The sequence below is a fragment of the Isoptericola sp. MSGPD8_1_ISO-PGPR-S23-394 genome (assembly GCF_058072785.1).
On record NZ_JBYRDY010000002.1, the window covers coordinates 1 to 18,175 of the forward strand.

The 18,175-nt window shown below is 70.0% G+C and carries 18 protein-coding genes; all 18 read left to right on the forward strand.

Going from position 1 to position 18,175, the window contains the following annotated elements; all coding sequences use genetic code 11:
• Nucleotides 1-1,002, forward strand: a 1,002-nt coding sequence (locus AC3RJ8_RS18100; protein ID WP_489715672.1) for a replication protein RepA, incomplete at its 5' end; no start/stop codon positions are given.
• A 5-nt stretch (nucleotides 1,003-1,007) separates the two neighbouring features.
• Nucleotides 1,008-1,520 (forward strand): WhiB family transcriptional regulator, encoded by a 513-nt coding sequence (locus AC3RJ8_RS18105; protein ID WP_489715711.1) that lies wholly within the window; start codon nucleotides 1,008-1,010, stop codon nucleotides 1,518-1,520.
• Between the two features lies 1 nt (nucleotide 1,521).
• Nucleotides 1,522-3,120: a hypothetical protein gene (locus tag AC3RJ8_RS18110; protein WP_489715673.1), complete on the forward strand. Its 1,599-nt coding sequence runs from the start codon at nucleotides 1,522-1,524 to the stop codon at nucleotides 3,118-3,120.
• Nucleotides 3,117-3,830, forward strand: coding sequence for a hypothetical protein (locus AC3RJ8_RS18115; protein ID WP_489715674.1), 714 nt, complete (start codon nucleotides 3,117-3,119; stop codon nucleotides 3,828-3,830). Before AC3RJ8_RS18110 ends, AC3RJ8_RS18115 begins: the two co-directional genes overlap by 4 nt.
• A gap of 4 nt (nucleotides 3,831-3,834) precedes the next feature.
• A complete protein-coding gene (locus AC3RJ8_RS18120; protein WP_489715675.1) occupies nucleotides 3,835-4,416 on the forward strand; it encodes a hypothetical protein in 582 nt (193 codons plus the stop codon).
• 31 nt (nucleotides 4,417-4,447) lie between these two features.
• Complete coding sequence (locus AC3RJ8_RS18125) at nucleotides 4,448-5,173, forward strand: ParA family protein (RefSeq protein ID WP_489715676.1); 726 nt, start codon at nucleotides 4,448-4,450, stop codon at nucleotides 5,171-5,173.
• Nucleotides 5,170-5,520, forward strand: coding sequence for a hypothetical protein (locus AC3RJ8_RS18130; protein ID WP_489715677.1), 351 nt, complete (start codon nucleotides 5,170-5,172; stop codon nucleotides 5,518-5,520). Before AC3RJ8_RS18125 ends, AC3RJ8_RS18130 begins: the two co-directional genes overlap by 4 nt.
• Nucleotides 5,521-5,638: 118 nt before the next feature.
• Nucleotides 5,639-5,830: a hypothetical protein gene (locus AC3RJ8_RS18135; protein ID WP_489715678.1), complete on the forward strand. Its 192-nt coding sequence runs from the start codon at nucleotides 5,639-5,641 to the stop codon at nucleotides 5,828-5,830.
• A gap of 17 nt (nucleotides 5,831-5,847) precedes the next feature.
• Nucleotides 5,848-7,977, forward strand: coding sequence for an FtsK/SpoIIIE domain-containing protein (locus AC3RJ8_RS18140; protein ID WP_489715679.1), 2,130 nt, complete (start codon nucleotides 5,848-5,850; stop codon nucleotides 7,975-7,977).
• Nucleotides 7,974-9,119 carry a hypothetical protein gene (locus tag AC3RJ8_RS18145; protein WP_489715680.1) on the forward strand — a complete coding sequence of 382 codons (1,146 nt, stop codon included), beginning with the start codon at nucleotides 7,974-7,976 and terminating at the stop codon, nucleotides 9,117-9,119. Before AC3RJ8_RS18140 ends, AC3RJ8_RS18145 begins: the two co-directional genes overlap by 4 nt.
• Before the next feature lie 492 nt (nucleotides 9,120-9,611).
• The gene (locus AC3RJ8_RS18150; protein WP_489715681.1) at nucleotides 9,612-10,052 is read left to right on the forward strand and encodes a hypothetical protein; all 441 of its coding nucleotides are present in this window, start codon (nucleotides 9,612-9,614) and stop codon (nucleotides 10,050-10,052) included.
• Nucleotides 10,021-10,542 carry a hypothetical protein gene (locus tag AC3RJ8_RS18155; RefSeq protein WP_489715682.1) on the forward strand — a complete coding sequence of 174 codons (522 nt, stop codon included), beginning with the start codon at nucleotides 10,021-10,023 and terminating at the stop codon, nucleotides 10,540-10,542. The genes AC3RJ8_RS18150 and AC3RJ8_RS18155 overlap by 32 nt, the downstream gene beginning before the upstream one ends.
• Nucleotides 10,535-11,650, forward strand: coding sequence for a DUF6545 domain-containing protein (locus tag AC3RJ8_RS18160; RefSeq protein WP_489715683.1), 1,116 nt, complete (start codon nucleotides 10,535-10,537; stop codon nucleotides 11,648-11,650). The genes AC3RJ8_RS18155 and AC3RJ8_RS18160 overlap by 8 nt, the downstream gene beginning before the upstream one ends.
• 189 nt (nucleotides 11,651-11,839) lie before the next feature.
• A complete protein-coding gene (locus AC3RJ8_RS18165) occupies nucleotides 11,840-12,061 on the forward strand; it encodes a hypothetical protein (protein WP_489715684.1) in 222 nt (73 codons plus the stop codon).
• Between the two features lie 6 nt (nucleotides 12,062-12,067).
• Nucleotides 12,068-12,571: a hypothetical protein gene (locus tag AC3RJ8_RS18170; RefSeq protein ID WP_489715685.1), complete on the forward strand. Its 504-nt coding sequence runs from the start codon at nucleotides 12,068-12,070 to the stop codon at nucleotides 12,569-12,571.
• The gene (locus tag AC3RJ8_RS18175; protein WP_489715686.1) at nucleotides 12,568-15,285 is read left to right on the forward strand and encodes an ATP-binding protein; all 2,718 of its coding nucleotides are present in this window, start codon (nucleotides 12,568-12,570) and stop codon (nucleotides 15,283-15,285) included. Before AC3RJ8_RS18170 ends, AC3RJ8_RS18175 begins: the two co-directional genes overlap by 4 nt.
• Entirely contained in the window at nucleotides 15,282-17,522 is a 2,241-nt protein-coding gene (locus AC3RJ8_RS18180; protein WP_489715687.1) for a hypothetical protein, read from the forward strand. Before AC3RJ8_RS18175 ends, AC3RJ8_RS18180 begins: the two co-directional genes overlap by 4 nt.
• The gene (locus AC3RJ8_RS18185; RefSeq protein WP_489715688.1) at nucleotides 17,522-18,157 is read left to right on the forward strand and encodes a hypothetical protein; all 636 of its coding nucleotides are present in this window, start codon (nucleotides 17,522-17,524) and stop codon (nucleotides 18,155-18,157) included. The genes AC3RJ8_RS18180 and AC3RJ8_RS18185 overlap by 1 nt, the downstream gene beginning before the upstream one ends.
• The last annotated feature ends 18 nt before the right edge of the window (nucleotides 18,158-18,175 follow it).

The following is an 18,175-nucleotide window of genomic DNA, read 5'->3' on the forward strand; positions in this document are numbered from 1 at the left end:
ATGTCCTCTCTCTCGCCCCAGGGTATCGGAGCCGAGCCCGACCGTCATGCATCGGCGGACTCGGGCCGCTCCAAGACGACCATTGAGATCACTCCCCGACAGTCGAAGCTGCTCGACGCCGCCGTCGAGATCGAACGCGAAGACGCCGTGAGCGCCGGATCGATCGGGTTCGCCGCACGCGTGTGGACCCAGCTCGCACTGCCGTACCGCGACCCCGGCGACATCAGCAGGTGGGAACGCCGCAACGGCAACATGACCCTCATCGTGCGCCCGGCGACGCTCGTAGGCCCCGATGGCGAGACCCGCGACGCCTACCCGTTCGGCGTGATCCCGCGCTACCTACTGGCCTGGATGGCGACCGAGGCAGTGCGTACCCAGAACCCCCACCTGGACATGGGGGCGAGCTTCAACGAGTTCGTGACCAAGGTCGGGCTCTCCAAGGGCGGCGCCGGCGCGCGCCGCCTCAAGGAACAGATCGTCCGCCTCGTCGGCGCGACGATGCAGGTCCAGGACGTGCGCCGAGAGGGCGACGGGCTGCAGGTCAGTGGCAAGAACTTCAACGTCGCAGAGTCCTTCGAGCTGTGGATCCCGGACAGCGACCACGTCGACGAGAGCCAGGGTGCGCTGTGGAACAACAGCATCACGCTGTCGCCGCAGTTCTACCGCTCCATCGTCGAGTCGCCCGTCCCCGTCGATCTGCGAGCGCTGCGTGCGTTCTCCGGTTCCCCGATGCGTCTGGACATCTACACCTGGCTCACCTACCGCATGAGCTACCTCTCCGCGCCGACGTTGATCCCGTGGGAAGCCCTCGCGGTCCAGTTCGGCAGCACGACTCAGCGGCTGAGGAAGTTCCGCGAGACGTTCATGGAGAACCTGAACTCGGTGCGAGTCATCTACCCCGGCGCCCGGTTCCGGGCCACTGACAAGGGGCTGCGCCTGTTCCCCTCGGTGCCGCACGTCGCGAAGCGGGACCAAGGCCAGATCGAGGGGGAGGACCGGTGACCATCATGGACGAGCGCGTACTGACCCCCGAAGGCCGCGAAGCCCTCCTGGGCGAGCTGCACAACGAACGCACCAACGGCCGAGCCTCCGAGCTGCGCGACGAACTCCAGCGCGGCCCCCAGCCTGCCCAGCCTGCCGACCCGGGCGACGAGCCCATCGGTACTCTCCTGACGCTGCTCCCCGGTGGCCGGCTCGAGCTCACCGAGCACACCCCCCGCGGTACGTCCCCCCGCCGCGAGCGCCCCGACACCGTCCTGGAGCTCCAGCCCGTCGACGGGATCGGCGACGTCTACGCGAGCGATTGGCAGGCTGCTGCCGTGTGCGTCGAGGACCCGCGCGCCACCAACGCCGAGACGCCCCAGGAGACCAGCACCGCTCTCGCGATGTGCGCCCGCTGCCCTGTGCTCGCCCAGTGCCGCGCCTGGGCCGACAGCGAGCCCCAGTTCATGGGCGTCGCCGGCGGGCAGGTCTACGGTGACTCCCGATCCAAGAAGAGCCAGGCACGGGAGGTCGCCTGACATGCGCCCCACGATCTACAACTACCGGGCCAAGCGGACCGCCTGGCTGGACTTCAAGAGCGGCCGCGGCGTCACCGACGACGGCACCACGATCCGTCCGAAGATCGGCGACCGCCGCAAGAACCCGAACCTCGTCGACCTGCTCGACACCGCCCACGCCCTGGGCGCCGAGCGGATCATGCTCACCGGCGCAATTCCGCAGCCCACGCCCGGGAAGAGCCACTGGCTCATCGTGCGCACCCCGGGCTGGACCGCCGGTGGGCACTGGCTCAACAAGCCCGTGACCGGCCGGTTCACCAACGACGTCTCCGGCAACGTGATCGAGGTGCGCACCACCGAAGAGTGGTTCGGCACCAGCGACCTCAAGCCCGGCCAGGCTCGCGACGCCTGGATCGTCACGGCTCAGGCCCTCGCCGATGCGGTACCGCGCGCCGTGATGGCCCTGACCCCGGCGAGCACCGGAGCGAACGCCTGGGCCCTGTCGCTGCCGCGGACCATGGATCTCGCGCCGCTGCCGCGCGACCTGGCCGACGAGCTGCACTTCACCTCCGGCCAACACCGGATCGAGCACCTGACCAGCGGGCCCGACCGCTGCGACTGCGGGTCGTGCCTGCCGTTGTTCGACGCCGAGGCGCAGCCCGAGATCGACACGTTCAGCTACGTCGACGGCCGGTTCATGTACGCCGCGTGCTGCCGCGAGCTGGGCACGATGCCGGCTCGGCGGATGGGGAGCTCGGACGCGGCCGACCTGCTGGAGTCCGACCCGTACGTGCGGGCCCGCTTCCGGGTTGCTGTGGAGGTTCCGGGCGAGTGGGACCACGTCGGGCTCCTGGGAGCGAAGCACGAGGACGTCTCGGCCGGGTGGCACTACCCGAACCGCCCCGGGGCGACGTTCGAGACCTGGGCCGACGGCGCCGAGCTCAAGCTTGCCCGCGACTACGGGTGGTATGTCCGACCCCTGGAGGCCGTGACGTTCACCAAGGCACGCCCGTTGGACACCTTTGCCGACCGGATGACCCGGGCCCGCGAGCGCGTCAACGCTCGCGCCGAGATCGAGCCCGAGGTGCGGCGCGCGGTGGCGGCAGCGCTGCGAGCGATGCTCATCCAGACGATCGGCAACTTCGCCTCGCGGCTCAAGGGCCGCACGATCACTGTCTGGTCGGCTCGCGAGGTGCCGGCGGAGTACGCCAACACCATGCAGCGCTTCGGCGACGCGTTCACCTACACGATGCCTGGGCGCGAGCACGACGAGCGCACGCTGCCGTACTACCAGCCCCACCTGGCCGCCCAGGTCTGGAGCCGGGCCCGCTCGCGAGTGCTGCGCTCACCCCTGGCCACCCAGGGACAGACCGGGGGAGTGCTGAGCATGGACCCGGGCACGCTGCTCGGAATCAACGGTGACGCGATCTACTCCACCGTCGTGCCGCAGTGGTCCCGCCCCGTCGACGACGGCGGCGGTGACGACGGCCGCGTGGGTCGCCTGCGCCTCAAGGGTGCCCTGACCGGCGCTATCGCTACCCCCACCACGATGGAGACCCGCAACGTGCTTCGCGCCAAGGCCGAAGCCGCGGGCGTGCCCGGCTGGGAGAGCGACGTATGAGCCCGCGCGAGCCGCACCAGCCCGACGAGTCGCTGAGCGTCGCGGACATGCTGCGTGACCAGCGCGGCCAGGGCGTGACCGTCGCCGAGCTGGCCCGCATGCTCGGTAGGTCCCCCCGCATGGTCCGCAAGATCCTTGCCGGCGAGACCAGCGGTGAGGCCTACCGCGGGGCGGTGACCGAGCTGTACGAGCGCGGGCACATCTCCAGCCCACCGCCGCGCCGTCGCGGCAAGGACGGCCACGTCGTGGCCGTCCGTGCCCGCGCCGCCGAGGGCGGCGGGGTGCGCGTGCCCACCGAGGCGCCGGCCAAGCGCCGCCCGGGCCGATTCTCCGAGCGCATGACCCCCCTGGCCGGCGGCGCCCGGCAGTACGAGTTCACCGCGCCCAAGACGAAGGACGCCAAGGGCCGTGCCCAGGCGAATCAGACGATGGTGTCCCGCCTGCGCTCAGCCGCCAAGGGCCAGCGCTGGGACCGCAAGAAGGTCAAGTTTGACGTGCGGCTGTCCAACGGCCACTCGATGACCGTCGGGTCCAAGCACGGCTACCAGGTCTCGAGCGTGCTCGGACGCTCGCAGGGCTTCGAGGGGGACTCCCTGGGCTGGCTCAAGACCCAGGTGCAGCACCGCTACCCCGACCTCGACAAGTCCGGCGTGGTCATCACCGACGTCACCATGACCGTCTACAACCACCGCGACGAGCGCGCGTTCTGACGTGGTGCCCGACCCTCCCGCCGTCGACGGGATCTCCAGCGACATGGGCCGCCACCGCGGCGCGATGGCCCGCGCCTCGGTCCGCGCCGTGCTGCTGCCACGCACCTGGTCCCGGCGAACCCTCCCCGCGGCCGTCCTGCTCTTGGTCGCCGTCGACGTCGCCGCGCTCACGCCGCTGCCCTGGTGGGGAAGCCTCCTGGTGGCCGCAGGCGCACTCGCCGCGATCTTCACCGTCACCGGGCTGCTGTGGGGCCGGCCCCGAGCGGGCACCAGGTGGTACGTCCACCCCACCCAGACCGTCGTCCTAGCCGTACGAGCCCGACGCCGACAGCGGTGCTGGCACCTGGCCAACCACGTCAAGATCGACGACGACGCACCCGCGCGCGAACTGCGCCGGCAGGTCTTGGCCTCCCTGGCTCCCATCGCCCGCGAGCACCAGATCGACGTCGCGCTCAGGGCGGTCTCACCGAAGCTGGAAGCCCTCTACGTCGAGGACTTCGCCAGCGCTGGCCTCCGGCTCGAGCGAAGACCATCCCGCCTAGCTCCGGTGCTCGGCACGAGGTTGGTGTGCACCTCCGGCACCTGACCTGAACGCAACTGGTAGTTCATTCCCTACCATGTTGCTAGCAGTCTTGTGTTACCGTGGCTCCCAACTTGCTAGCAACTTGGGAGAGGTCTTCATGCTGCTGCCGAACCCGGCTCGGCCGCTGCGCCTCGGCGTCGGTCACCGCAAGGGCGGTACCACCAAGACGACCGTGGCCGTCTACCTCGCCCTGGCGCTCGCCCGCCGCTTCACCCACGACCCCGTGCACCTGATCGACGCTGACGTCACCAACGACTCCGCCAGCACCTGGGCGCGCCTGGCCGGCCCGCTGTGGCCCAGCAACCTGACCCTGCACACCTGGGAGCACGACGGCGAAGGCCTCGCCGAATTCGCACGCCGTGTCGTGCCGGCCGAGGCCCATCTGGTCATCGATACCGGTCCGCACGCTCAGAACGCGCTGGCCGACGCAATGCGCCTGGCCGACATCTTCCTGGTGCCGCTGCGGCCCTCGAAGATGGAGGTCGCCTCTCTCTTCCCGACCCTGCAGATCGCCGCCGCCGTGTACGACGAGTCTCCGTTCGAGCTGCGGGCCCTGTTCTCCGACAGCCACCCGCGCACCATCGTCCACCGCGAGGCCGACGAAGCGCTGCGCGAGGCGTTCGACGCCCCCGTACCGCGGATGACCACCGAGATCCCGCACTCCGTGCGCTACATCGAGGCCTTCGGCGTCGTGCCGCGCAACCTCGGGGCGTTCCCCGATCTGCTCCAAGAACTCATCGAGATGGGAGAGACCAGATGACCCAGAAGAAGCCGACCAAGAAGCCCGGCTGGGCCGAGCTCGCCGGCGCGAGCAAGGCCAAGCTCGACGAAGAAGCCGTCAACGGCGGAACCCCGCCCAAGGCCAAGACCCCCGAGCCCGATCCCGAGCCGACGCACGCCACCATCCAGCGCTCCGCGCTGACCTCGAAGTGGCCACAGCTCAGCTTCCGTGTCCACCCCGGGCTCAAGGAGGCCTACGTGCTCACCGTCAACTCCGGCAGCCACACCGGCCGCGAGATCATGACCGAAGCCATGGAGATGTGGTTCCTCAAGCACGAGCCCGTCAACGACTACACGCGTGAGCTCCACGAGCGCGCGGAAAACTGAACTCGCGCAACATGACCGTGCAATGCGCTACACGATGAACGCGTAGGAACCCCGAGTGCCAGACACCTCGCCCACCTACGCCCACCATCGAGACCGTGCCCGAGAAGCCATCACGCGCATGCGAGCAGCCGAGGAACAGCAACGCCAGGCCCGAGACGACCGCGACAGCGAGATCCGGGCCATGCTCCAGCTCCCCGGCGCCTCGCTCGGATCCGTAGCCGCTGACCTAGGCGTCTCCAAGAGCCTGGTGGCCTACATCCACCGCGAGGCCCGCGCCATCCGCCGCCACCTCGAAGAAAGCGACCAGTAGCCCGAAGGGAGGGGACCATGGTCACGACCAAGCCGGCCCCCAGCGACAAGACGCTGCGCCACATGCCAGTACCGACACCCTGGGCCGGAATCCCCGGACTGTGGCCCCTCGCCTGGCTCGCCTTCGCCTCCGCCGTCGCCCTCGCGGCCTGGGCGTTCACTCAGGGAGACCTGCAGCTCGAAGTCGTCGCCGTCGCCCTCGGCACCTGGGCGTTCTTCCTGCTGGCCTGGCTCGGACGCCCCACCCTCCGCGTCGGCCCCACCGGGCCCCTCGGCGCGCTCCTGGTCTGGACGATCCTGTGCTGCGCCGCTGGCTGGTGGCAGGGCTGGACCGTCCCAACGATCGCGCTCGGCACCGCGACCGTCGCGACGATCGCACTCGGCGCCCGCTTCCTGAGGCGCCGGGCCCGACTGGCCCGGACCATGGTCTGGCTCGCCGAAGGGCTCGGCCCCGCGACCTCCGACAACCGGGCACCGACCACCATGCTCCGGCCCACCTGGCGCTCGCTGTACGGGCTGCCGGTGGCCTGGCACTACCCGCCATCGCTGACGCCCTCGGAGAAGCGCGTCAGCGAGCTGGAGTCGATCGCCTCGGCCCGGCTGGGCATCGACGTCAAGATCAACTGGCAGACGGGCCGCGCGATCCTCGAGCAGCGGCCCGACCGCGCCGAGACCGCCGACGAAGATCCCGTGATTGCACGGCTCAACGAGGTTCTGGAGCCGATGATCCCCGGGGCCCGGATCACCACGCTCACGCGCGACGAAGACGGGCACCCGAACCACGTCACCTTCACCTGGCCCGCGAAGCGCACCGTTCGCGTGACGCCCATGCCGTACCGGGCCCGCGTCGCACGAGCGCTCCAGACCGCCCTCGGCTTCCCCATCACCGTGCGCTGGGAGATCGAGGCCGACTGCGCGCACGTCGCCCCCGTCGTCCCGCTGCCCGACGCCATCGCGCACCCGCCGCGCGACGAGGACCGTCCCATGCGAGCCGCCTTCGGACAGTTCCGCGGCGGGGACACCGCGGTGTGGGACCTGAACAGCACCCTGCCTCACGTGCTCATCGTCGGTGGCACCGGTGGTGGCAAGACTGTCCTGATGTTCACGCTGCTCACGGCGCTGCCGCAGACCGAGCGAGTGACCACCGAGGTTCACGTGATCGACCCCAAGCGCGTCGGATTCAAGGGCGTGTACGGCAGCATCCCCGGCGTGCGTCGCCCTGCCACGACCCCAGACGCCTTCGTCGACACCCTCCAGCGCGTGCAGCGCGAGATGGATCGCCGCTACGAAGCCCTGATGAACGACGAAGTCACCCGCGACGAGCTGCAACCCATCGTGCTGTTCATCGACGAGGGTCAAGAGATGTACGACGTCCTCAAGACCTGGTGGGTCAGCGGCGAGGGCAAGGAGGATTGGAAGGACCGCCACGGGCTGGAGAAGGCCCCCACCGGCTCCGAGCACCCCGCCATGGGCATGCTCGGCTCCATCCTGCGCCTCGGTCGCGAGGCCCGCGTACACGTAGTCCTGGCCTCCCAGCAGGCCGCCGCGTCCTGGATCCAGACCTCCAGCCGCGGACAGTTCGCCGTCCGCATCGCGCTGCGCAACCTCTCCGCGGAGGACAGCCGCATGGTGTTCGGCTCCCCGATCGCCACATCGGGCCTGGAGAACACCCCCGGTCGCGCTTGGGTACAGACCGGCATGGGCAGCACGCCCGAACACGCCCAGATCTACTGGACCCCCAAGATCGAGCGCGGCCACTCCGACGCCGACCGCGCCATCCTCCACGGGCTCCACGTCACCCTGCCCGACGACGTCACCCCCGCGGCCGCCGTCGCGGCCATCGACCCGCCGCCCACGGCGACCATCGCCGAACTCGAGCCGCCGGCTGATCTCGAGCACGACGGTACGTCCCCCAGCGAGCTCACCGCGGCCGAGGACCTACCCACCACCGACACCCCCGTCAACGCCCTCGACGATGGCACCCAGATCCTCGTCGACACCGACACCGGGCCGACGCTCGCGACCGTCGAGAGCGTCGACCCGGACGACGTCGACCCGGACTGCCTCGCGGTGACCTACCGCCTCGCCGACGGCGACCTCGGCGTGGTGAGCCTGCGTGACGACGAGACGCTCTCGGTCGTCGAGTGACCACCGAGGCGGACCCCGCTCTCCAGGACCCCACGTTCCAAGAGCAGTTCTGGTGGCTGCCCCTGGCGCTGTCGATCCTCGCGGTCGCGGTCTCGGTCACCGCCTTGGCCTGGCAGGTCCGAGCCTTCATGCTGGCGGGCGCGAGGGTGCACATTCGACTTACCGCAGCGATGTGGTACCCCGGTCTCATGATCCAGCAAAGTGGATCTCGATCCGGCGCCATGCTGCCGCCTGAGCACCCCGAAAATGGGAGCGTCGGGGTGGAGAGTGCGATCCTCACGGTCGAGAACCGGGGACGTACCGCCGTCACGATCTCCAGTGCTGGGCTGTCGTACCGGGGCAAGAGGACCACCCGCTACGGGCTCCGCCGCAGCCTGCGCCGGCAGCTCCACTCGCTGTCGCCAAGGATGTTTGCCTCGAAAGAGCTGGGGAACGAGACCTCCGCCAAGGCGATCAGGATCGAGCCCTACAGCAGCGTCCAGTACCTCCTGGACGTCCATACCGCGATCACCGCCGCTCGAGAGCACCGCCGCGGGCGGTTCCGCCTGCGGGGGCACGTTTTCCAGGCCGGGCGGCGATGCCCCGACGTCATGTCGCGGCGTGCATGGACGATCCCCAAGACGGCGCACACCATCATGGAATTCGGTCCTCAGATGCCGGCTGAACGGCGGATCATGCTGGAGCTCGCACGCCGCGGAGACGAGTTCGTGGGCATGCCATCTGCGGATCTCTGCGCCCGCGCGGTCGCCGCAAGGCTCGCAGACCTGAGGCGTACGGGAAGATTCGACGCAGCAAGAGCCCGGGACGAGGTCGAGCGCACGCTCGCCGCGTGGCTCACGATGTACGGCGTCGAGCACCCCATCGTGGGTACCCCGGCGCTCAACATCGCGACCGACCTGGAGAACCACTCCGAACGGTTCGACTGGTCCGGCGCCGAGGAAGACCTAGACCGTATGGGGACATCCCTCTTCCCCTGGTCAGAGCCCAGCGACGGCGGCCAGCAGCCCGACGCCACACCCGAGCACGGCACCGACGATGGCCTGGGCGATCGTGTGCTGACCGAGCACGACCCGCGAGACACCGAGCGCGCCCAGGACGACGACGGCGGCCAGGCCGACGGCGGGAAGCCACCCCAGCAGTAGACCGGTCAGCGCACCGGCCATGAGGCAGTGCGCCGAGATGTTCCACCGGGCCCCGGCGAGCGCGATCACACCGACGATGAAGTACGCCGTGAAGGCTCGGAATACCTCGGCAGGCAGACCGAGAACGTAGCCGACGCCGAGGGCGGCGACCTCAGCGGCGAGGACCGCCGGCACGGCCCGACGTCGGGTGGCGTAGCCCGGCCCGCCCAGCAGGCGCATCGTGGCGATCACGAGAACGACCGCACCGCCGAAGAGACCGACGACGAGCCCGAGCGTGGCCCACCGGTTCTCGGTGTGCGGGACCAGGGCGGCCAGGAGTGTCGCGGCCACCGTGGTGTGCAGGGGCGCCAGGACGCGCGACAGCACCTGCGCCCAGCGGTTCCGCTTGAGGGGGATGGTCGCCTCTGGCACCATCAACTCACGTTCATACGAAGACAACTGATACCAACTCGTGTTAGGACGTGGGGCGTGGCAGCAGAGCAAGAGCCCGTGATGGACCTCGCAGCGAAGATGAGCCGCCTGTTCGAGACTATGCGACCTCCGGGGGCTCCTGACCGGGAGTACAGCAACGAGGAGGTGGCGCGCGGAGTCGCCGAGACTGGCGGCCCGACGATCTCCGGCACCTACGTCTGGATGCTGCGCACCGGGAAGCGGGACAACCCCACCAAGCACCACCTCGAAGCACTCGCTACGTTCTTCGGTGTCAGCCCCGCCTACTTCTTCGACGACGAACGGGCGCCCCAGATCGACGATCAGCTCGCCGCTGCCGCAGCCATGCGCGACGCCGGAGTCCGCTCGGTGGCCATGCGTGCCTCCGGCCTCTCGCCCGAGAGCCTGGCAGCGGTCATGTCCATGGTCGACCGCGTCCGCGAGCTGGAGGCGCTGCACAAGGGAGGACCGCATGGCGACGACCGCACTGCGCCGCAAGGTTGAAGCCGCCCTCGACGACCTGGCGATGCCCGGTCCGCTCACCAACGACCGGCTCAAGACCGCTCTCGAGGAGCAGCGCGGCCGCCCGATCCACATCCAGGACGCCCCGGCCGCACTGTTCGTCGACACCGCGTGCGGAGTGTGGTGGGAGACCGAGCACTTCGACCTGATCCTGGTTCCCGAGGACAGCGACCCCGCGTTGCGCGACCACACGATCCGTCACGAGTTCGCACACATGATCCTGCGCCACCACGGCCTGGCGTGCGGCAGCGAGTCCATGACCGAGGTAATCCGCCAGGTCCTTCCCGACCTCGACCCGGGCAAGGTGCTCGGCATGCTCAACCGCAGCGACTTCACCGGCCACGCCGAGCAGGAAGCCGAGATGCTCGCCAGCCTGCTGACCCTGCGAGCCGACGCAACCGAGGCCCTGGCCACAGCCGAGGCAGAGGCGCTACGGCAGGCGCTGACCGGCACCAGGGGGAACCGTGGGTGAGGTCGCGCTGATCTCCGTGGTCGTGCTGTGGGCCGCAGCCGCCGTCGAGGCGACCCGCGTCGCTCGCGGCGCCGGCTCCCGCCCGCTCGCCGTCGCCGTCACCGCTCTCGCCGTCGGACGGACCCTCGACCTCGACGAGGTCGGCGAAGCGCTCGGACGGACGGCCTACCTCAGCGTCACCGAGCACGCCGCCACGCTCGTCTCCGCCCTGGGCGTGCTCGCCTTCACTGGAGCCATCACCAGCGCGGGCCACGGACGCGCCAGTCGCGTCCAGCGGGCCGCCACCGACCCGCGGCTGTGGATCGTCCTGGCGGCCGCCGTCGCCGTACCTCTGATCGACGCCGCCGAGATCCTGCCCGCCACCGCTGCGGAGCGCGCCGCGGTGTACGCCAGCGATCCCCTGTGGGCCATCCACTGGGCAGCCTTCCTCGTCGTGGTCGCCGTCGTCCTGTGGCACGGGGCCGGCATCGCGCTCCGCAACGCACGCCACGCCACCGGCGTCCTACGCGCCCGTCTCATCGGCCTCGGCCTCGGCCAGACCCTCGGGGTCTTCTACACCGTCCTCAAGACGATCCACCTCACGATTCTGACCACCGCTCCTGAGGCCGACACCGCGGCCATCTCTCTCGCCGAACAAGGCGCCCTGGTGCTGTGCATCCTCGGCATCGCCACCGGGCTACTGGTCGGCGCCCTCGACACGGCCCTAGCGAACCTGCGCACCAGACACCAGATCTGGACCCTGTGGCCCCTGTGGCGCGACCTGTGGGCCCACGCACCCCACCTGTCCTACGACCGCGCCCCCAGCCGCCTCAGAGCGACGTTCGCCCCGGACCCCGCACTCATCGTCGTGCGACAAGCCGTCGAGCTCGGAGACGCCACCCGCAACCTCGGACCCCAGATGTCCCACCATGACCCCGCCGACCCGGCCGCCCGCGCCCAGGCGCTCGCGGTGGCGTCGGCTCGCCAGGCGGCCGGACTCCCGCCTCTCCAGACCAGCGCGGAGTGGGCAACGTCCTCGGCCCGCGTTGAGTCCCTGCTACCCGTGGCGCGCAGGTGGCGCCCAGCGGCGGCACGACGGATCGCGGAGGAGTTGAGTCCGGTCAGCTAGGCCCCAAAACGTGCTTCGTAGCAACGTGCTAGCAGGCTGCTATGAAGCCGTGTAGCGTGCTGAACGCTGCACTCCCTGGCTAGGTGGAGGCATCCGCTTACCAACCTGCTAGCAACTAGGTAGAAAAGCGTGTAGCGTGTAGCACGTTGCACAGCCTCGCCGAACGAGGCCCAACACAAGGAGACAGACATGGAAACTGGCAGCCTGACCAACTGGATCCAGGAAAACGTCATCACCCTGATCCTCATCGTCATCGCCGCGATCGTGCTCTGGAAGGGCAAGAGCGGCAACATCTCCGGCGTCGTCACCATCGTCGGCTGCGGACTCATCGGCCTCGTCTGGCTCGCGCTGGCCACCACCGGCGCCGGTGCCCGCGTCGGCGAGTGGATCGTCAGCCTGCTCGGGGCGTGACCGCCCATGCGCCTGCCTGACGACGACGAGATCTACGACGTCGACCAGACCTACCTCGGCCCTCCCGGGCGGTACGTCGGTCGATTCCGCTACCGCGCACTGGCTATCGGCCCGCTCGTCATCATCCTCGGGCTGGCGTTCCTCATGCGCACCGGCATCGGCTTCTCGCTGCTGTCCGTCGCGCTGACCGTCATGGCCTCCATCCGGCTCACTCAGTGGATCGTCGACAACACGAGCCAGGAGCGGCCCGTCGGGGTGCTCGGCAAGACGTTCGTGCACGAGCTCACCGCGCGCAGGGCGTCGACCAAGGGCTGGATGAGCCGCCCGACCCGGGCGTTCCGCCGGCGCACGACCCAGATCGGGGATGCTCACGAGCTCCCCACGACGACCGCGAGCGTCGAGCACGCGGACGAGTACGGCGCACCCGGCGTCTTCGACCACGCCGTCACACGCCGCCGGTGGCGCTCGTACGCGAACGTCGCGGCCTCGCGAAAGGGGATCAACGCATGAGGCTCAAGAACCTGTTCGGCGGCAAGCGCGCCGCGGACGACGAAGTGACCATCGACTACGACCCCGCCGAGGACGACGCCTCGGCGGCCACAGCGAAGCGTGCGGCCCGAGACGCGCGCAAGGGACGCGGCAAGCACCCTTCCGTGCCGAAGCCGCGCGGTGCGGCGATGGACTGGTCGCTCACCCGGGTCTCGAATCACGTGACGTTCACCGACAAGCGGATGACCGCGTGGTACCTGCTGGACCCGCAGATGTGGTCGTTCCGCTCCATCGCCGACGGCGAGGCCCTGATCGTCTCGCAGGCCTCCCAGGTTGCCGACCTCGTGGGCCGCACCCTGTACGGCCGCATCACCACACGCCCGTACCCGGTGCAGGCCTGGGCCGAAGCGGCGTGGAACAACTCGCCCGCTCCGACCCAGGGATTCGCCAAGATCCTCGAGCGGGACCAGTACCAGCTCCGCGACCGCATGCAGGCCGACAAGCTGGTGTACTTCGGCGTCGACCTCGGCGCCCGGTCGGCCGCCGTCGACCTGACCTCGCGAGTTCTGCCCGACGTCGCCCGCCGCGAGATGGCCGCCCTGCAGACCAAGCTCGACGAGCTCGACGAGATCATGGCCGGCCCGGGAATCGAAGCGATCCCCGCCGTCGGCAACGACATGGCGTGGCTGCTGGCGCGATCCTTCGCGCTGGGCTGCCCGGTCCCCGCACAGGACGTCGTCGAAGAGACCGCCTGGGAGAAGGACGACCTCGACGAGTTCGCCGGGGGCGTCGACTGGAGCGCCGAGCCGCTGGCGCAGTCGGTGCGCGTGGACTCCACGATGGGCGACAGCCCGATCAAGCGCCACGTCGTCGTGCTCACCGTCGGGCGCATGGGCGAGCTGGCGATCCCGGAGAAGGAGGAGCCGTGGATCGCCAAGACCGACAAGCTGCGGTTCCCCGTCGAGTGGAGCTTCCGCGTCGACGTGCGCAGCCCCGAAGACACGGCACGGGAGATGAACAAGCTCTCCGACCGCGTCATGGCACAGCACGACCACTACGTCGTCGACCACGAGAAGCAGCCCCCGCGCCAGCTCCAGCGTCAGGCAGCCCGCGCCGCCGACGTCGAGGACGAGATGCGCGCCGGGTTCGACGGTCTGTCCACGCGGGTGCGCGGCTGGTTCCGCATCGCCGTCTCGGCACCCACCGAGGAAGAAGCGCTCAAGCGCGCCAAGGCCGTCCAGAACCTCTACAAGCCGAGCATCAAGGTCGAGCGCGAGTTCGACCAGTACCGCCTCGCCCGCGAGTTCGTCCCCGGCGAACCCCTGGCCAACTCGGGCCACACCCGGCGCATGCCCGTCACCAAGCTCGCCGCCGGAGTCCCCGCCGCCACCGCCGAGGTCGGCGACAAGCGAGGCATCCTGCTCGGCTACACCTCCGGATTCGCCGAGCGCGCCGTGACCTGGTGCCCCTGGTACGGCCCCGAGGTCGTCGAAGGCTCTGGCCTCGTCCCGATCGTCGGAGGCCTCGGGGCGGGCAAGTCCTTCCTCGCCGGCGGCATCATCTACAAGACCTGCGCCCAGGGCGCCCCCTGGACCGTCATGGACCCCTCCGGCCGCCTCGGAGCGCTCGCGGACCTGCCCGAGTTCCGCGGCATCGGCCGGGCGATCAACCTGCTCGACTCCGAGCCGGGAGCGCTCAACCCCTACGCCATGGTCCCCGAGCCACACCCGTCGTGGTTCCGCGACGAGCCGAACCCCGACATGGCGTACAGCCTGGCCAAGAGCGCCGCCCAGGCGCAGCGCCGCGACCTGACCTACGACACCCTGCGCTGGTGCCTCCCCCCGGAGGACACCGACATGCGCAGCGACCGCGGCAAGGCCGTCCTGGCGGCCCTGCGCGACGCGGTCAACAACGCCGAAGCGCGTCCCCACTCGACCGTCGAAGGCGTCCTCAAGGCGCTGCACAACACCCCTGGCGAGGAGGCGCGCTCGACGATCCGTCGACTGCGCGAGGCCGGCGAGCGTGAGCTGTCCAGGCTGTTCTTCGCTAGCCCGTACAACGGCAACCGTGGCGAGACGATCACCGACGAGCGCCTGACGATCATCAGCCTCAAGGGCCTGGCCTCGATCGACGAGAACAAGGACCGGGCCGACTGGACCTTCGAGGAGCTGCTCAGCCGCCCGATCTTGTCCATGGCCGCATGGTCAGCGCTGCGCGGCGTCTACCGGGTCGACCGGCACGAACGTAAGGGGATCTTCCTCGACGAGCTCCAGGAGATCACCAAGGTCTCCACCGGCTCCACGCTCGTGCAGAAGACCGCCACCGACACCCGCAAGCACAACATCTGCGCTCTGGTCTCGACCCAGAACGCAGCCAACGTGATCGGGCAGAACATCAACAACTTCGTCGGTGCCGCGTTCGTCGGCAAGACCACCGACTCCACCGCCCAGGAGGAGAACTGCCGGATGCTCGGCCTGCCGACCGGCGTCGGCTACGAAGGCCTCTTCGGCCGGCTCTCCATGCGCTCGCGCCGCTCCACCGAGACCGGCACCCCGCGCGAGTTCATCTTCCGCGACGGCATGGGCGGGGACAACGGCCGCGGAGGTATCGAGCGGATCCGCGTCGACTACACGAACCACGAGCGGCTGTCCGCAGCTCTGAACACCACCGCCGACCCCACCAAGCGGCGCTCCCTCCAGGCCGTGGACGCCATCCCCGAGGAGGACGTGGCATGAGCACCCGCCAGCGGATCATCCGCCCTCTCCTGGTCGCGATAGTCGTCGCCTTCGGCCTGACGACCGTCGGGCCCGCGGTGGCCGCCACCGCCTCCCCGGTCCAGGCCGCACCGGTCGCCACCAAGGCCTGTGCCGACGCTCCCGAGCCCAACCGACCGACCGCGGGCCTGTCCGGCAAGATGTTCGGCGAGCCCAGCTCGTCGAGCAACGCCGACCCCTTCGAGAACCGCGGCGTGCCGATGAGCGACGTCTACGGCTACTCCTACAAGTGGCAGAACTACGACACCGGATGCCTGCCCGGCTCGGGAGCCGTGGCCGACTTCACCACGATGATCGGGAACCTCGGCCTCGGAGGCTCGAGCTCCGTCGTCGCCTTCACCCACGGCTTGCTCACCCTCGTGGTCGTGCCCAACTGGCTCTCGCCACTGGACTCGGTGCTCACCAGCGCAACCAACGCCGTCAAGGCTGGCTTCTGGAGCCCCTGGGCGGCCATCGTCATGCTGCTGGTCGCCGTGGGCGTCCTCTGGGCTGCCTCGCGGGCCAACACGTCGCAGGTGGTCACCAGCACCGGCTGGGCGGTGCTCGCGCTCGTCGCGACGACCTACGTGATGAGCTACCCCGTCTCGTCGGCACAGGCCGTCGACGGGCTCGTGCAGGAGACGGTCACCATCTCCGCTGAGGCCGCCGGGAAGTCAGCGGCCGGCACAGGTGAAGTCCTCGGGCCCCCCTCACCCACCGAGACGACCGAGGCCAAGAACCCCGCCGAGAACGCCCTGAACTCGATGTTCGACCGGATCAACCGAGAGACCCTCTACACGTCGTGGCTGGAAGGGACGCTCGGGTCGAGCAACAGCCAGGCGGCCCGCGAGTACGGACCGGACCTGTTTCGCGCGTCGCACCTGACCTGGGACGAGGCCAGGACGCTCGAGAACGACCCGCAGGCCGGCCAGGCGATCGTCGACGCCAAGAAGGAGCTGTGGACCACCACCGCCGCTGCCATCGAGCGCACCGACTCAGCCGCCTACGACCAGCTCACCGGCAGCAACGGCCGCTGGGGCGCCGCGGCCACCGTCGTCATCACCACGGCCTTCATCATGCCGTTCCTGGCCGTGGCAGCCGTCTTCCTCGTGCTGGCCTACGCCGCCACCCGAATCTTCATCCCCCTGGCCCCCGCCATCGGCGTGATCGGACTGCTCCACATCTCTCAGGGATGGGTCATGACCGTCCTCAAGAACGTCGGCCGGTTCATCATCCTCGGACCGCTGTTCTGGGTCGCAGCCCTGGTCAACCTCGCCATCGCCAGCGCCGTACTGGACTCCTCACTCGACTGGCTCCTCAAACTCGGCATCTGCCTCGTCATCCCCATCGTGCTGTTCAAGCTGCTCAAGCCCGGACAGAGCGTCCCCGGCGTCAGCGGAATGCGACGGATGATGCGCATGGGCACCAACGCCATGTTCACCCGCCGCGCCGTGCGCAAGGGCATCGACGATGCAGACGACGGCGACGACACCTTCGGCGCATCCCGACGCAACCCCAACTGGGGCGCGCTGCGCGACAAGCACTACTACGGCAACGGCAACGGCCCCGTAGCCGAGCCCACCCCCACACGAGACGAGACCCGCCCGGCGCTCGCGGCGGCCGGGACTCGCCGTGAACTGGCCGCGGCCCCGCAGCACGGCCGCCGCGACCTCGCTCCTGCTGCCGCGAGCAGGCATGCCCGCGATGAGTCCCGCGAGCTCGCGGCGGCCGGCTCGACTCGACAGCTCGCACCGAGCAAGACGCGCGAGCTCGGAGCCGGCCGCGACACCGGCCCCCGGCGTCGCGCGGTCCCGCCCACGTTCGTTGCGCTGCCGCCCGGGGGGCGTGAGGGGACCGCAACCGCTGAGCGCCCGCAGCTCGAGGCTGGCGCCGAGACGAGTAGGCCCGTCAGCAGCGACCTCGGAGAACGCGCGCTGGCAGGGGGAGGGCGCCACCCGGCCCTCTCGTCGGGTCCCGCGGACGACTACCGGCCGATGCACGGGACGCGAGGGACCGTCGAGTCGTCGGCCACCGACAACCTGTCGGCGCCCGCGTCGACCACGTCGCCGCCCCCGACGATCATGCAGCGCTCGGACCCCCTGCCGACAGGCGTCGTCGAGGCCAACGCGCGCTCCGTGGACGGTGCCGAGGTCTTCGAGATCTGGCAGCCGCCCACCGCGGCGACCACTGGAACCGACCACGATGAGGAGTACCGCTGATGTGGGAACTGATCGCACCCGTCGTGCGCTGGCCGCTGCACTCGCCGGCGCGCCTCATCACCATCGTCCTGGCGGTGCTGGTCGCCGTTTTCGTCGCGGGCGAGCTCAACGGCGACGACGCGGCGCCGGCGGCTGCCGAGCCCGTTGCGGCGGCCTCCGCTTCCGCCGCGGCCGACCGGCCGTCCGCTGAGCCAACGCTGAGCCCCAGCGCGTCGCCGGTCGCCGACCCGGGCTCAGCGAGCCCGGCGCCTACGGACAGCGCCGCGGCCAACGTCGAGGGACATACCGACGACCTGAGCGCTGACCCGGCAGACGACAACCCCAGCCTGGCTGCCGCTGACGCCGCCGCAGCGTTCGTGGCCGCCTGGGCGCGGCCCGACCTCACACGGGGCGCCTGGGCGTCAGCCGTGAAGCCCTTGGCCACGACAGAGCTGTGGGACGGCGGGCTGGCGGAGACCGACCCCGCCAACACCCCGGACGCCACGGTCAGCGGCGAGCCCGTCCAGGTCGCGATCAACGAAGAGGAGGGCGTCTTCGACGTACCCACCACCGGCCCATGGGTCCGCGTCCACGTGACCTACGACAGCGACCAAAGCACCTGGCTCACCTCCCGCGTCGAGCCGGTCGCCGCCTGAGCCCCGAAGGGACATACC

What these genes read in the sequence shown, in the direction of transcription:
- AC3RJ8_RS18170 (WP_489715685.1), top strand. Translation starts at nt 12,068, where the DNA reads ATGCGCCTGCCTGACGACGACGAGATCTACGACGTCGACCAGACCTAC.
- AC3RJ8_RS18115 (WP_489715674.1), top strand. Translation starts at nt 3,117, where the DNA reads ATGAGCCCGCGCGAGCCGCACCAGCCCGACGAGTCGCTGAGCGTCGCG.
- AC3RJ8_RS18155 (WP_489715682.1), top strand. Translation starts at nt 10,021, where the DNA reads ATGGCGACGACCGCACTGCGCCGCAAGGTTGAAGCCGCCCTCGACGAC.
- AC3RJ8_RS18175 (WP_489715686.1), top strand. Translation starts at nt 12,568, where the DNA reads ATGAGGCTCAAGAACCTGTTCGGCGGCAAGCGCGCCGCGGACGACGAA.
- AC3RJ8_RS18165 (WP_489715684.1), top strand. Translation starts at nt 11,840, where the DNA reads ATGGAAACTGGCAGCCTGACCAACTGGATCCAGGAAAACGTCATCACC.
- AC3RJ8_RS18125 (WP_489715676.1), top strand. Translation starts at nt 4,448, where the DNA reads ATGTTGCTAGCAGTCTTGTGTTACCGTGGCTCCCAACTTGCTAGCAAC.
- AC3RJ8_RS18150 (WP_489715681.1), top strand. Translation starts at nt 9,612, where the DNA reads ATGGACCTCGCAGCGAAGATGAGCCGCCTGTTCGAGACTATGCGACCT.
- AC3RJ8_RS18180 (WP_489715687.1), top strand. Translation starts at nt 15,282, where the DNA reads ATGAGCACCCGCCAGCGGATCATCCGCCCTCTCCTGGTCGCGATAGTC.
- AC3RJ8_RS18135 (WP_489715678.1), top strand. Translation starts at nt 5,639, where the DNA reads ATGCGAGCAGCCGAGGAACAGCAACGCCAGGCCCGAGACGACCGCGAC.
- AC3RJ8_RS18105 (WP_489715711.1), top strand. Translation starts at nt 1,008, where the DNA reads ATGGACGAGCGCGTACTGACCCCCGAAGGCCGCGAAGCCCTCCTGGGC.
- AC3RJ8_RS18130 (WP_489715677.1), top strand. Translation starts at nt 5,170, where the DNA reads ATGACCCAGAAGAAGCCGACCAAGAAGCCCGGCTGGGCCGAGCTCGCC.
- AC3RJ8_RS18185 (WP_489715688.1), top strand. Translation starts at nt 17,522, where the DNA reads ATGTGGGAACTGATCGCACCCGTCGTGCGCTGGCCGCTGCACTCGCCG.
- AC3RJ8_RS18140 (WP_489715679.1), top strand. Translation starts at nt 5,848, where the DNA reads ATGGTCACGACCAAGCCGGCCCCCAGCGACAAGACGCTGCGCCACATG.
- AC3RJ8_RS18110 (WP_489715673.1), top strand. Translation starts at nt 1,522, where the DNA reads ATGCGCCCCACGATCTACAACTACCGGGCCAAGCGGACCGCCTGGCTG.